Source organism: Streptococcus canis (assembly GCF_900636575.1).
In the GTDB taxonomy this organism is placed as follows: domain Bacteria; phylum Bacillota; class Bacilli; order Lactobacillales; family Streptococcaceae; genus Streptococcus; species Streptococcus canis.
The window spans coordinates 290,005-304,487 of sequence record NZ_LR134293.1; the positions used below are offsets into that span (position 1 = coordinate 290,005).

Genomic DNA, 14,483 nt, shown 5'->3' on the forward strand with positions numbered 1-14,483 from the left:
ATTAGTCAGTTTCCTTTCTTAATAGTTGCCAAACATTCTTTATTTTCACACATTAGTAATAAAGCTGTATAAATGAAAGCATCTAAAGTCATCAAGCCTAAAATTATTGGAAAAGTAGTTAACTGAAGTAGAAAGACAACTGTAAAGGCTAATAAGGTTAAACCAATCATACTTAACAAAAAGAGACCATGTCGTTCCCAAAATGATTTCCCAAATATCAGCCAAACAACTATTTTTTTCCGTTGACTTTCTATATAAGTCATCAGCAAAAAGTAGTTAATAATGATAAAGGCTAAGATACTAGTAATCATGCTAAGAACTTTTAAAGAAATTCGTGATCTTATGATGTTTAACTCTCTAAGCGCTAACTCTCTACCTGAAGTTAATCCTGCAAAATCTTCCACTAGACCATGATCCTTAATATATGTTGCAACTGAAAGAGGATTATTAAATAAATAATTTCCTTGAGAAACATCTGCCACCAAAAAGTCAGATTTTTCTCCAAAAAGTGTCGGTTTAGCTACTAAAATGACAGGATTAAAAGACGTTGTATCATGAAAATTGATTGTATTATAATTAAATACTTTTTGCTCCTTTTTTGAATAGATGATATTGATTGGGTATGATTGTAAACTTTCTAAAGGAGACTTTACATCTTTATGAAAAGCGATAACTTCCATAATCATTGCCTTAATTTGTTCGTCATAGTTTTTGAGATTTTCAGGAATAATGAGATGAAACATGTTTGGAGCTAAATTTCCTATTTTTTGTCCCTGATTAGCTAATACAGGAACATGCTCCAAAAAATGATGATTGACAACCATATAGTTATGACCAGGAACAGTCTTACCTGCTATCTTATATTCACGTAAGCTATAGCTTTCTGCCAAAATCCCACCTTCTTCTTCTGCCAATGTCAGTAAATCATAGATAACTTTTCGAGATTTTTGATCACGTTCATTCTTTTCTTTTTGCTCATCAAATTGTCCCGGAATTAATCTAGTATTACTACTAAAGTATAGTCGAGCAACATTCGGAAGAGTTTCCCAATGCATCAGGTTCTTCTCCAATTCTCTTTGAGAAATTAAATCCTTTATTCCATATAGCAAAGTTGCTGAGCAAAAAACAACCAATATAACTTTGATTAGAATATTTAATACTACCAACTTTTTAAAAGGCTTCTTTGATTTTATTTGTTCTACTATACTAGATAATCTGATAGAAACAGATAAAGCTATTAGGTGACTTATTAGTAAAAATAAAAGTATGAAAAAAGTTTGGATAGCAAAGACCATCCATTCTCTCGGTAAATTAAAGCATGATATGATGAAAAATCCTAAAGCTAGTAAATCGATCCTTATTGACTTACAGACTAATTGATAAGCGTTTTCACCATGCAAGCGAAAAATGCCGATTTTTTTTGATTCGGAAAAATAAACAAATAAATCAACTATAAATAAAATAAAAATTAGAAAAACGAGAACATATGCTAGTTCTCCAGAAAGAAACTGAAGAAAAAACTGTTTGAGAAAGTTTGTCTCCACAGCAGTCTTCAAGCCTAAATTATGAAACTTCTGGACCAACTTCTCAGGGATAGCTCCTAGTAGGTAGTAACTTCCTACTGGGTTCTCAATGCTGAGTTTATCACTTCCTATAATATGCTCCTTAGGCAACTCCTCCTTAAGCTTTTTAGATTGCTGAGACGGGAAGGTAAAAATGGTCTTCTCAGATTTGCCTACAACAGAGGTCCCAAAAGATACTTTATAGATACCAATTTTATTTTCTTTTGTAAATTGTTCTAAGGTTTTATAGATTTGTATGGTCGAATATTTCTTATCCCAATCAACCACCTCAATGCTAGCCCTTGCCCCTGGCAAAGATAAATGATGGCTTTCTCTTATCAGTTGATTCATGTAAAAGAAAAACATCGCCAAGAATGATAATAAAACAATGGTGTATATTTTTTTCATGCTTCTCCTCATAATCTAAAAAATGGTGTTAAGGTAAAACCTTAACACCACAATTCGCTTTTTCAGGATATAATTTTTTCAATGAAAGACATATAGCTTAGTAATATTCCCAATAAGCTCGATTGCCAGAAGGTTTCCTTCCTGTAGAAGTGTATGCACTCGCCCATCTGTTAGCATATGCCTTTGTAACGTGGCTTCCAGAAGCATATACGACAACATTATTATTAATCTTAGGATCATTTTTGCTTGTCCAACGTGCCCAAACCTCACCAGACCAAAGATGCCCTGTTACTCCACCAGAAAATCCATATGTTAAAGCAGATACTCCCATGCTAAGTGGTAGCAAAGCAATAACTAAAACATGAAACAGTCTTTTTTTTTGCCATAAAAAAATTCCTTTCAAAACATATAAAGCAATATCTATTTAATGTTACATTCGTTTTACCACTTCAAAAATTTACCTCCTCTCTTAGGGTAAAAAGTAACAATTGAAACTATTTTATGGGTGAAGGTTTTATATTTATATTATATAACAATTATATAATTATTATTTTAAAATGTAAATAACATTTCAGTAAAATGAGTGATTTGTTGTTTTTTATTTCAACTACAACTTAGTTAATCAGCAATCAACTTTGGAAAATGTTGCTAAAGCTATTACTAATTTGCTTTTTAGAAAAAGAAGTAATGGTAGATTTCATTCTAACCTTTTTAATTTTATTTACGTTAACGATATTTTGTAGTCATGTAATCAGTATCTGTGCTGAAATAAAAAGTTCTAACAAAAAAACTCTCCTAAATGGAGAGTCTACTCTTAACATTAGCGACGAAGTCCAAGAGATTGGATCAACTCACGGTAACGGTTAACATCTGTACGACGTAGGTAAGCTAACAAGTTACGACGGTGACCGATTTTCTTCATCAATCCACGGTAAGTAGCGTGGTCTTTTTTATGTTCTTTGATGTGGTTGTTCAAGTGGTTGATTTCCCATGTAAGAACTGCGACTTGAACTTCTACTGAACCAGTATCGCCTTCATGACGTGCATATTGAGCGATGATTTCATTTTTTTTCTCTTTTGAGATTGCCATAATAATGTCTCCTTTTTTTGCTTAATCCGAGTCCTAGGATTGGCACTCCTAAAACCAAGAAAAAGTTGGTTTGTCTTTCGACCACTCTATTCTAGCAGATTCGGAAAGTTAGGTCAACTGTTATTCCTTGTTTTCAAAGTTGGATAAGTCACTGGTCTTGTTACGCTTTTTGCCTAGCCAAGTATAAGCTGCAAGGCAAGCTGCCAGAGTAAGACTGGCCGCTGCAAACATCAAGTAGGCTACTCTTAAATCAGAATGGAAATGAGCTAGAATTTGTAAAACTAAAGCAGCACCGCCACCCCCCAAATTGCACCCTAATAAAACAAGGGTCGTAGCTGATGTTAACTGATGGCTAGGTATTTTTTCTGAGAGGACATGAAAAACATAGGTCACTCCGATACTATACACAAAACCAGTTGATAGGGCACCAATTGCTACTAAAAAGAGATTATCCCCCTGCCATAAAACTAACATGCCTAACCCCAAAACAAAAGTAACCCAAGCCAGTAATCGATCTTTCAACAAGATGAGCAGAGGCCCAAAACTAATCCCCGCCAAAATTCCCATAAGCATCATCAAGCTTAAAATAAAACTAGCTTGTGTAGGACTTCCCATCTTACTTTGGTCAATGACCTGCGGAATACGCAAGGTATTTGACGTATTAACTAAAATGACAAAACCAGCATAAAGCGCCTTGCCAAGTATCTGCCACAATTGCTTGTGTGATAAGCCTTGATGTTTGTGACCAGTTGGTGTCATGCCCTGAGTAGGAACCACAGGAGGGACAAAGAGAAGATAGAGAGCAAGGATAACAAAGCCAAAGGCATAAATCAAATAAGCCCGCGACCAACCAAATGGGAGCAAATAGCCTGCTAAAACCGTGAAGAAAGCAGAGCCAAGAACTTCTGACGAACCTCGGTAACCAAGCATAGTCATTCTCTCTTTACCCGTAAAGCGTTCACTGATGATATTAATTGCTCGCGCATTAATCAAACCAATCCCCAATCCCAATAAAATCCGTGAGGCAACTAATAAGGGGTAAGCCTGATTCAGAACTGGAAGACTGCCGCCTCCTGCTAATAACAAGAGTCCTAGGATAACCCTTGCTTGTTCGGACAAGATACGATTCAGTAAAGGCATGACAAGAAGAACACTTAAAATAGCAAAAGAAGATAAGGAAAATAGAACCTCAACAGCCTGCGCCTGATAACCTTGTTCTTTATAATAAGCAATCATTTGTGGCAGGGCTGGCGACACTGCAAATGGGGAAATCATCATCAAAGATAAACTCAGAAGACTGATTTTTTCAATAAGGGATTTAGGAACTGACATCAAAAGGGCTCTCTTTCCTTGAATATTTTGCTTACCTTCAGTATAATCAAAAGAACAAGATAAAAATAGGACCTAGGTCATAAAAAGCCCATGAAGACGATTTCAGACGCCAACTTATTGGTACACTACCTTAAAAAGCATCATCTCGAAGACTTTTTTCCCAAAAGTAGCCACTCACAATTACAGCTGGTTCACTACCTTAAAGGGGAGGCCATTTGCTTGCAAGATCAAGAGCTCAAGGCCCTTTATTATCTAGTCCAAGGCAACATTAAAATTGTACGACGCTTGTTTAATGGCAAAGAGCACATTTTAAAAACCCATAATGGCCCTATTCTTATCGGCGATATTGAATTAATGACGGATCAAAAAGCCGTAACGTCGGTGATTGTTCTTGACGAGGCCTATGTTGTGCAGTTGCCACTAGTCCATAAAAAAAGCCTGCTCAGCGATGCAAGCTTTCTCTATCATATTGGGCAGGGCTTGGCTCAAAACTTTTACAAGCAAAATATCACGTCAACCACCAATATTACCTACACCGTTAAAGAGCGTCTGGCCTCCTATATCATTAACAACCAAAGCCAACAAGAAGTTCACTTAAACCTGACCTTACTAGCTGACCGTTTCGGGACCAGTTACCGGCACCTACATCGGGTACTTAACCAGCTTATTCTCCAAGGTATGATTGAACGAACCTCTTTCAAAACCTACCGTATTCTCAATCAAGAAGGCTTGCAGCAATTAAGTGCCAATGATTAATCATCCCTTTTGAGACAAGATAAAAGGAACCCACTAAGGATTCCTGACTTTATAAACAGTATCATCTTTCTCTCTAAAGATTCAATGTTTGGATATTAAAGAGATTATACAGAGAAAGCGAAGCCATGGCAACTGATTGAACTCAAAAACAACATTTTTCCCTCAGTCACTTAGTCACTTTATGCCACTTCTCATTAGGTCTTCTTTTAAAAAGAAACGATTTGTGATATAGTAAATCCAGTTAAAAAAATAAAGGAGTAGACATGTCTGCACAAGATAAAATTATTAAACCAAGTCATCTCATTACGATGACTGATATTATTCGCGAAGGGAACCCTACCCTAAGGGCTGTTGCCAAAGAAGTGTCCTTACCACTAAGTGATGAGGATATTCTCTTGGGAGAAAAAATGATGCAGTTCTTAAAACATTCTCAAGACCCTGTCATGGGTGAAAAATTAGGCCTTAGAGCCGGTGTCGGTTTGGCAGCACCTCAAATTGATGTGTCAAAGCGCATCATCGCTGTCCTAGTTCCTAACCTTCCTGATAAAGAAGGAAACCCACCAAAAGAAGCTTACAGCTTACAAGAAGTCCTTTACAATCCTAAAATTGTTTCTCATTCTGTTCAAGATGCGGCGCTAGCTGATGGCGAAGGCTGCCTATCTGTTGACCGTGTGGTTGAAGGCTATGTAGTTCGTCACGCCCGTGTCACTGTGGAATACTTTGACAAGTCTGGCGACAAACATAAGATTAAATTGAAAGGTTACAATGCCATCGTGGTCCAACATGAAATTGACCATATCAACGGGGTTATGTTCTACGACCGTATTAACCAAACAAACCCTTTCAAGGTTGACGAAAACTTATTACTTCTCGACTAACCATCACATCAGAAAAGACTGACTACAATAGAGGTCAGTCTTTTCTGATGTGATTCTATTGTGAGTTAAGGTACCAACTGTTTTGGAAATTGGTTTAAACAGTTATCCAAAATCAATCTTATTGAATTGCTGCAAGCAAGGCTTCTGACTGAGCAAGCAACTGAGCTTTTGTTTCTTCAGATACTTCAAGAACGCCAGTTTCCCATGCTTCAGGATTTACAGTTGCTTTTGTAAATTCTCCAGCGACTGTTGTGCGAATAAATGGTAACAAATCTTTGTAGATAGCAAATGCTTGGTCATGTCCACCATTTGCTACTGAAGAAACCGTAATAACTTTGCCACCGATTGCTGAAGGTCCTGATGGATCTGATAAATCAAGCGCACGTGAAGACCAGTCAAGAAGGTTTTTCACTGAACCAGGAATAGAGAAGTTGTAAACTGGTGAAAAGATCCAGATAGCATCCGCTTCTTGGATAGCTTTACGAACATTGACAACTGCTTCTGGTGCACTGGCTTCAAGGTCTTGGCTAAAGACAGGAACTTGTCCCCAATCTAAATAAGACACATTAGCTTTTCCTTCAAGTGCTTGTTCAGCAGCTTCTGCTAACTGATGATTGAATGATCCTTTACGCAATGATCCGTCGATAAATAAAATATTTTTCATTTTAGGGTCTCCCTTAAAGATATGTTTTAATCTAGCAAAGATAGACATCTTGTCCCTTTCTTACTAATTAGTAACTTTTATTACTATGTAGTTATTATACCTTGAATTGGAGAAACTGTAAAGGGCTTTGCTTACAAGTTTTTAAATTTTTTCAATAAGCCTATTAATTCCTTCTGCTCGTCCTCAGTCAGAACGGAAAAAGCTTGCTCAACACGCTTGATGTGTTTTGGTAAAATATCTTCAATTAGGACTTTTCCTTGATTAGTCAACTCAACAAGATAAGCTCGTTTATCCTTGTCATCTTTGCAACGACTAATCCAACCATTACGTTCCATATTACGCAAGACAACCGTCATATTTCCTGAAGTGGCCAACAAGGAATCAATGAGATTGTTGATGCGCATGCTCCCTTTGGAATACAAGACTTCTAAAACGCTAAACTGAGTAGGGGTTAAATTGGCACTTTTAAATACTTCTGATCCAAAGGCATCCAAGGTTCGTTGAGCCTTGCGAAAAACCACCATGGCTTTTAAGGCACGATTTTTATCTAAGTTACTCATTTCTCACTCCTTACGCAGTTATATGTCACTGATTAGTATTAACAATTTCTGATAAAAATAGGGAATGGGAGATAACGCAAGAAACACTGCTTCTTGGTTTGGCATCCCAGCCCCTATTCACACAATTTTTTTCTATTCTATCACAGAATCCTTGAAAAGAAAAGATTTAGAAGAAATCATCAAACAGACTTAATTGGTTATCATCAGGCATATTGCCTAAAATTCCCATGTCATCCATTTTTTCAACGAGGGTTGCTGAAGCTCCACCGCGTTTGCGCAATTCCATTTTAGAGAGGAATTCTCCTTCTTGACGGGCCTTCACAATCTGTTTTGCAACGTTTTCACCCAACCCTTCCAAGGCAATAAACGGTGGGATCAGTGTGTCTCCTTCGATTTGGAATTCGGTTGCCTTACTCTTGTAAAGGTCCAATTTTCCAAATTTGAAGCCACGTTCCAACATCTCATTCACAATTTCCAGTGTGGTAAAAAGATCATTTTCCACATTGGAGGCCTCATTATTTTTTCGTTTGATACTAATATCTTCCATCCTAGCTTTAACAGCTTCTAAACCGCCACTCATGGTCTTTAACTCAAAAGCCTTCGCACGAATAGAGAAATAAGCACAGTAATACATGATGGGATAGTGCACCTTGAAATAAGCTACCCGAAGAGCCATCAACACGTAAGCTGCCGCATGGGCTTTAGGGAACATGTATTTGATTTTCCCACAAGATTCAATGTACCAGTCTGGTACATTATTTTCCCGCATAGCTTCAATATAACCATTGCGTTCTTCTTCAGAAATTTTAAGCCACAATCCCTTACGCACACGTTCCATAATGGTAAAGGCCATTTTAGGTTGCAAGCCTGCGTGCATGAGGTAAACCATGATGTCATCACGACAACCAATAACCGTTTTTAGGGTTGCAATGCCTTCTTTAATCAAGTCTTGTGCATTGCCAAGCCAAACATCTGTTCCATGAGATAGTCCAGATAATTGCAACAGTTCTGCAAAAGTGGTCGGATGCGTTTCGTTAACCATGCCACGAACAAAGTTGGTCCCAAATTCTGGAATACCTAGCATACCAGTTGGTGTTCCAATTTGTTCCGGGGTGACACCTAAAACTTCTGTTCCAGAAAAGAGAGCCATAACCCCCGGATCATCAGCCGGAATACTAATAGGATCTATCCCTGATAAGTCTTGAAGTTTCCGAATCATGGTGGGGTCATCGTGCCCCAGAATATCAAGTTTCAAGACATTTTCATCAATGTCATGGAAGTTAAAGTGGGTTGTCTGCCAAGAAGCCGTTACATCATCGGCTGGAAATTGCACGGGGGTAAAATCATACACGTCCATGTAATTGGGAATAACAACAATCCCCCCAGGGTGCTGACCAGTCGTTCGTTTCACGCCAGCAGCACCTGCTGCTAGACGATCCACCTCAGCATCACGATAGAACTTGCCATAGTCTCGTTCATAGCCTTTAACAAATCCATAAGCTGTTTTTTCTGCTACGGTACCAACTGTTCCGGCACGAAAGGCGTACTCGTCACCAAAAATATCTCGAACATCCAAATGAGCACTCGGCTGGTCATCGCCAGAGAAGTTCAAGTCAATATCGGGTACCTTATCCCCGTCAAATCCAAGAAAGGTCTCAAAGGGAATGTCTTGCCCATCTTTTTGATAAGGTGTGCCACATTTCGGGCAGGGTTTATTAGGTAAATCATAGCCCGATCCGACTGACCCATCTGTGATAAATTCAGAATGTTGGCAAGACGGGCAAACATAGTGAGGCGGCATAGGGTTAACCTCGGTAATCCCAATCATGGTTGCCACAAAGCTAGACCCAACTGATCCCCTAGACCCAACCAGATAGCCTCGCTCATTTGACCGGTTAACAAGCATTTGCGAAGCTAGGTAAATCACGGCAAAACCATTCCCCAAAATGGATGTTAACTCTTTTTCAATTCGCAAATCGATAATATCTGGTAGAGGGTTGCCATAAATCTTAAATGCTTTTTGATAGGTCAACTCGGCAACCGTCTCTTCAGCCTTGTCAATATATGGGGTGTAGAGATCTCCCTTAACCACTTCTACTTCCTCAATACGATCTGCCATGTCCTGAGTATTTTTCACGACAACTTGGTAGGCCAGCTCTTGACCAAGAAAGGCAAACTCATCTAGCATTTCATTGGTTGTTCTAAAGTGTGCTTTAGGCAAGGGAGCAGGTTTAGCTCCCTCTCCACGACCAATAGTTCTATTAATCATGGCCCCTTGACCAAGACTACGGACAATAATTTCGCGGTAAATCTCTTCTTCAGGCTCTAGGTAATGCACATTCCCAGTGGCAAGCACAGGTTTGTTAGCTCGTTTCCCTACTTCGATAAGATCACGAATCACCTGCTCAACTCCCGCTTGGTCCTTGATTAACTCACGGACAATCAAGGGTTGGTAAATGGCTGGTGGCATGATTTCGATAAAATCATAATACTTAGCTAAATCAACTGCCGCATCAATTCCATTGGTCAAAACAGCATCAAAGACTTCACCATCCGAACAAGCCGTACCAAGCAACAAGCCCTCTCTATGAGCATCCAAAACGGTTCTTGGAATGCGAGGAACCCCTTCAAAGTATTTGACATTGGAGAGACTGACCAATTTAAACATGTTTTTAAGGCCGACCTGATTTTGCACATAGATAGTCGCATGCTTAATCCGTGCTTTTTTGTAAGAATCCTCAGCCACCAAATCGGTATTGAGTTGCAGCAAATTAGTGATGCCATGCTTTTCTCTGGCATCTTTTAGGAAAATAAACAACAAGCGTCCGGTGGCTTCAGCGTCATAATTAGCCATATGGTGATGGTCCAGACTGACTTGGAAACGCTTGGTCAAAGGTCCCAAACCATGACGCTTGTATTCAGGATACAAATTTCTTGCAAATTCCAAGGTATCAATCACAGGCTGTGTGATTTTGGGCAAGCCATGGCGTTCATAATTGGCGTTCATAAAGCCAACGTCAAAACTAGCATTATGAGCAACCAAAATACTATCTTTGCAAAAGTCCTGAAAAGCTTTTAGGACGGTAACCAATGGCTTGGCACCCTGCAAATGCTTGTCTGTAATCCCTGTCAATTCTGTGGTAAAGGCAGAAAGAGGATGTCCAGGATCAATGAACTCATCAAACTGCTCTACAATATTTCCCTTAAACATTTTGGAAGCCGCAATCTGAATCAGGTCATTATTCATGGCAGACAGACCTGTGGTTTCCACGTCAAAGACCACATAGGTAGCTTCGTGCAAATCCATATCAACAGGGTCATAAGAAATAGGCACCTTGTCTTCAACGATATTTGCTTCTAAACCAAAAATAGCCTTAATCCCTGCTTTGCGAGCTCTATGGTAGCCATGAGGGAAACTTTGCACATTGGCATGGTCTGTAATGGCAACTGCCTTGTGTCCCCACTTAGCTGCCGTATCAATCAAACTTTCAACTGTTGGTAAAGCGTCCATGGTAGACATATTGGTGTGGGCATGAAACTCAACCCGTTTTTGCCCTTCTGGCATCAGGTCTTTTCGCTCATGGTGAACAATTTCTTTGACCTGCTGCACATTCATGGTAAGGCTTTTAGTGAAAGGGTTGGTTTCAATATTCCCTTGTACCCGTAACCAAGCGCCCTTAGCAATCATGTCAAATTTGCGTAATTCATCACCGTCCTTGGCCCATTTTTGCAAGGCAAAAGAGGACGTGTAATCCGTCATTTTAAAATTGATAATATGACGTCCAGTTCTAGTCGCTTTACGTTCTACGTCAAAAACCATGCCCTCAAAGACAATCTGATTTTCTTCAGTCTCAATCTCAATCATTGGCGTGATGGTCGCTTTTTCAAAGCCTGCCTGACGCTTAGCTACTCGCTCCTTGTAATCAAACTTAAGAGCAGGTGCTGCTTCCTCAGTTGGTGGCATCATGGCATCAAGAGATTTTTGGGCTTCCAAATTATCCTGCACAGCCTTTTCCACAAGGGCCTGACGACTGGAAACAAAATCCTTGGTCAAATGCTCAGTCATCTCCTGATCTGATACCATATCTATGGTCAAGGTGCCAAAGCCAAAGGCTTCAAATTGTTTAACCAGATTAGGCAGATGATTTTTTCTAAAATGGTCATTATTAACAAAACGCGGTGCTGCAATAATGAGTTTGTCATCTTCATAAGTCACTTTAAGCTTTGCAAAAGAAGATTTAAAACTAGCCCCATTGCATGGCGCATGCTCAAAAGCTTCTTGATAATAAGCTTGAAGCAGATCATCTGAATAGTCCACCTGAGCAGCCTGAATATCAAAGGTTACCCTAATGTCAGCCGCCTCAAAGGTTCGTGTCAAACGATCATGCAATTCACGATAAGTTGCAATCGGTAAAAGCTCTGCGAAGGCAAAATGAAATTCCCACAAGCGTGATACCGAATGCACCTTTACCTCGATAATATCAGCAGACGAAAAAGCACTTGAACGTCTCATGTCAAGCGGCATTTCTATCTGTTCCATCAATTTAACGAATAAGTCTGACATAGTTTACTCCCGATTTTCTTAGGCTCTATTTTATCACAATTTATGATGATTTTCGAGCTTTAGATGGAAAGAAAAACAGGGCTTTCTCCTGATGTTCTTTGGTTAGCTTATTCCAAGTAATAACTAATCTGAGACCATTTTTTCTGCCAATCTTTTGTTGCTAGGCGCTTTTGATAAAGCAAGAGACGCTCCTTATCTGCTAGAAAATGAGGAGTCGGGTGGCATTCAAAAGCTAGAATATCAGCTAACCCATAAGGGGCAAACAATTCCAGCTGGTCATCGATCAGTCTTAGACCAATGGCTGTGCATCGCTCAGGGTACTTTGAAATGGCATCGCATGTTGATAAATACGGTTTTGTATTGGGACTGTGGCAGTGCATATATGCCTGATTCCGGACCTCCCAGTGATAATTAGGAAAGTTTTGGTGAAGATTGTCTTCTACAAGCTGACTAGCTTCATAAGGTAAACTAGGATCGTAAAATACCACATCAATATCAGTATCGAAACCAATACCATAAGCTAACTGGTTCCACATAAAATTTCGAATAGCTCCCGCCGCTAACCAAGCATCAGCCAAAGGAAGGCTTGCAATAATGGTTAAAACGGTCATCATGTCCTTGTCTGCTGCCATCAACTCTTTAAAACGATTATCTGTCATATGATTAGTATACCAAAAAGAGGTTGCTCTAAACAGGCAACCTCTGCATTTCTTTATGATTGTTCTTTGGTTAAAATTTCAAGGGTTTCGATGAGGTTTTCTGCATTGACTTCTATACTATCACCTGTTGCCTTGATTTTAATTTCCACGATACCTTCAGCGGCTTTTTTACCAACAGTGACACGAATCGGTAAGCCAATCAAATCACTATCAGAGAATTTGGAGCCGACGCGTTCATTGCGGTCATCTGTCAAGACATCATAGCCTTTAGCCATCAAGTCAGCTTCTAATTTAGCTGTCAAGTCTTGAGCCACTTGATCTTTGACGTTGACTGTAATCAAATGCACGTCAAATGGTGCCAATTCTTTAGGGAAATTAATGCCCCAAGCATAACGGTAATCGCCTTTTGGTGTCTTATTCACAAAGAGACGGGCATGCTGTTCAATGACAGCAGACAGGATACGGCTAACACCGATACCATAGCAACCCATGACAATTGGAACTGCTCTGCCATTTTCATCAAGAATCGTTGCTCCCATGCTATCTGAGTAGCGTGTGCCCAACTTGAAAATATGTCCTACTTCGATACCACGCGCAAACCGGAGAACACCATGACCATCTGGAGACATTTCCCCTTCTTTAACTTCACGAATATCAACATATTCAGCTTGGAAGTCACGTTCTGGATTAACCCCTGTCAAATGGAACCCGTCCTTGTTGGCTCCTGCCACAGCATTAGCAAGGTCTTGCACTTTGCGGTCAGCCACGATGCGGCTACCTTCTGCCAAGTGGACAGGGCCAAGTGAGCCAAAACCTGCACCAAAGAAGGAACGGGCGTCATCTTCGCTAGCTGGCTCTAAGAAGTCTGCTCCAAGGTAATTTTTCAACTTAACATCGTTGACTTGGTCATTTCCTACCAACAAAGCAACAACAGGCTCATTATCTGCCATAAATAACAAGGTTTTGATGGTTTGTGTTTCATCTACTGAAAGGAAGGCAGCTACCTCATCAATAGTCTTACAATTTGGTGTTTCCACTTCTGCCAAGGCATCTTCAGCAGCTACTTTTGATGATGGTTTGTATTCGTTGGTTGCCATCTCAAGGTTGGCAGCGTAGCTTGATTCGCTAGAATAGGCAATAGTGTCCTCACCAGAAATCAGCCAAGCTGTTAGTTCTGCCTTGATCTCTTCTAGAACCTCTTCTGGAATATCTGCAAGGCTTGGGATGGATTTGTCCAAGACGACCCAACGGTCAAGGTCAGTACGAGCTGGTGTGATAGCCATAAATTCTTGAGAGTCCTTACCACCCATGGCACCACCATCTCCGATAATCCCTTTGAAATCTAGACCAGCTCTGGTAAAAATAGCTTCATAGGCTTGACGATAATCTTCATAAGTGACATCTAAATCATCATAGTTTTGATGGAAACTGTAGCCATCTTTCATGATAAATTCACGAGTACGAAGCAAGCCATTACGAGGACGTTTTTCGTCACGGTATTTGGCTTGGATTTGGTAAAGGTTTAGTGGTAATTGCTTGTAAGATTTAACCGCGTCACGCACCAAGGTTGTAAAGGTTTCTTCGTGGGTCGGACCCAAGATAAAGTCTGATTTGTCACGGTTCTTGAGCTTATAAAGGTCTTCTCCATAGGTCTCATAACGACCTGATTCACGCCAGAGGTCAGCTGTCAAAAGAGCTGGCGCTAACATTTCAACGGCACCAATTTTCTCAAATTCTTCACGCATGATGGTTTTGAATTTCTCGATGGTACGGTTTGCCAGTGGTAAGTAAGCATAGATACCAGCAGAAACTTGGCGCACGTATCCCGCACGCACCATAAGCGCGTGACTAATTACTTGAGCATCACTTGGCATTTCGCGCAAGGTTGGGATAAGCATTTTACTTTGTTTCATAAGATTATTACATTTTGATACAAGGCCAGAGGCAGGGACAAGTTCCTGATTCGTTTGGAAACAGCCTAACCATCTGACTATTCAATAACTAATTGAA

11 protein-coding genes are annotated in these 14,483 nt (G+C 39.9%); 2 read left to right on the top strand and 9 right to left on the bottom strand.

What is annotated here, in order from left to right:
- Positions 1-5: 5 nt before the first annotated feature.
- The 4 genes from EL097_RS01485 to EL097_RS01500 form a co-directional block, all read right to left on the bottom strand.
- Positions 6-1,970, bottom strand: coding sequence for a hypothetical protein (locus EL097_RS01485; protein ID WP_003046462.1), 1,965 nt, complete (start codon positions 1,968-1,970; stop codon positions 6-8).
- Between the two features lie 97 nt (positions 1,971-2,067).
- Positions 2,068-2,373: a 4a-hydroxytetrahydrobiopterin dehydratase gene (locus tag EL097_RS10540; RefSeq protein WP_159305819.1), complete on the bottom strand. Its 306-nt coding sequence runs from the start codon at positions 2,371-2,373 to the stop codon at positions 2,068-2,070.
- Positions 2,374-2,790: 417 nt separating this feature from the next.
- Positions 2,791-3,060 (bottom strand): 30S ribosomal protein S15, encoded by a 270-nt coding sequence (rpsO, locus tag EL097_RS01495; RefSeq protein ID WP_003046456.1) that lies wholly within the window; start codon positions 3,058-3,060, stop codon positions 2,791-2,793.
- Positions 3,061-3,180: 120 nt separating this feature from the next.
- Positions 3,181-4,392, bottom strand: coding sequence for an MFS transporter (locus tag EL097_RS01500; protein ID WP_003046450.1), 1,212 nt, complete (start codon positions 4,390-4,392; stop codon positions 3,181-3,183).
- 90 nt (positions 4,393-4,482) lie between these two features.
- Here EL097_RS01500 and EL097_RS01505 point away from each other — a divergent pair, with 90 nt between their 5' ends.
- Both EL097_RS01505 and def read left to right on the top strand, forming a co-directional pair.
- A complete protein-coding gene (locus EL097_RS01505) occupies positions 4,483-5,148 on the top strand; it encodes a cyclic nucleotide-binding domain-containing protein (RefSeq protein WP_003046447.1) in 666 nt (221 codons plus the stop codon).
- 263 nt (positions 5,149-5,411) lie between these two features.
- Positions 5,412-6,026 (top strand): peptide deformylase, encoded by a 615-nt coding sequence (def, locus tag EL097_RS01510; RefSeq protein ID WP_003046444.1) that lies wholly within the window; start codon positions 5,412-5,414, stop codon positions 6,024-6,026.
- Positions 6,027-6,144: 118 nt separating this feature from the next.
- On the opposite strand, the gene EL097_RS01515 is transcribed toward def, so the two are convergent.
- The 5 genes from EL097_RS01515 to EL097_RS01535 form a co-directional block, all read right to left on the bottom strand.
- Positions 6,145-6,690, bottom strand: coding sequence for an NADPH-dependent FMN reductase (locus tag EL097_RS01515; protein WP_086014973.1), 546 nt, complete (start codon positions 6,688-6,690; stop codon positions 6,145-6,147).
- A 131-nt stretch (positions 6,691-6,821) separates the two neighbouring features.
- Positions 6,822-7,250 (bottom strand): MarR family winged helix-turn-helix transcriptional regulator, encoded by a 429-nt coding sequence (locus EL097_RS01520; RefSeq protein WP_003046438.1) that lies wholly within the window; start codon positions 7,248-7,250, stop codon positions 6,822-6,824.
- Between the two features lie 166 nt (positions 7,251-7,416).
- Positions 7,417-11,814, bottom strand: coding sequence for a PolC-type DNA polymerase III (locus EL097_RS01525; protein ID WP_003046435.1), 4,398 nt, complete (start codon positions 11,812-11,814; stop codon positions 7,417-7,419).
- Between the two features lie 107 nt (positions 11,815-11,921).
- Positions 11,922-12,473 (bottom strand): nucleotidyltransferase family protein, encoded by a 552-nt coding sequence (locus EL097_RS01530; protein WP_003046433.1) that lies wholly within the window; start codon positions 12,471-12,473, stop codon positions 11,922-11,924.
- Between the two features lie 53 nt (positions 12,474-12,526).
- Entirely contained in the window at positions 12,527-14,386 is a 1,860-nt protein-coding gene (locus EL097_RS01535; protein ID WP_003046431.1) for a proline--tRNA ligase, read from the bottom strand.
- Positions 14,387-14,483: the final 97 nt, after the last annotated feature.

Coding starts and splice junctions, on each gene's coding strand:
- EL097_RS01485 (WP_003046462.1), bottom strand. CDS start 1,970: ATGAAAAAAATATACACCATTGTTTTATTATCATTCTTGGCGATGTTT.
- rpsO (WP_003046456.1), bottom strand. CDS start 3,060: ATGGCAATCTCAAAAGAGAAAAAAAATGAAATCATCGCTCAATATGCA.
- EL097_RS01500 (WP_003046450.1), bottom strand. CDS start 4,392: ATGTCAGTTCCTAAATCCCTTATTGAAAAAATCAGTCTTCTGAGTTTA.
- EL097_RS01505 (WP_003046447.1), top strand. CDS start 4,483: ATGAAGACGATTTCAGACGCCAACTTATTGGTACACTACCTTAAAAAG.
- def (WP_003046444.1), top strand. CDS start 5,412: ATGTCTGCACAAGATAAAATTATTAAACCAAGTCATCTCATTACGATG.
- EL097_RS01515 (WP_086014973.1), bottom strand. CDS start 6,690: ATGAAAAATATTTTATTTATCGACGGATCATTGCGTAAAGGATCATTC.
- EL097_RS01520 (WP_003046438.1), bottom strand. CDS start 7,250: ATGAGTAACTTAGATAAAAATCGTGCCTTAAAAGCCATGGTGGTTTTT.
- EL097_RS01525 (WP_003046435.1), bottom strand. CDS start 11,814: ATGTCAGACTTATTCGTTAAATTGATGGAACAGATAGAAATGCCGCTT.
- EL097_RS01530 (WP_003046433.1), bottom strand. CDS start 12,473: ATGACAGATAATCGTTTTAAAGAGTTGATGGCAGCAGACAAGGACATG.
- EL097_RS01535 (WP_003046431.1), bottom strand. CDS start 14,386: ATGAAACAAAGTAAAATGCTTATCCCAACCTTGCGCGAAATGCCAAGT.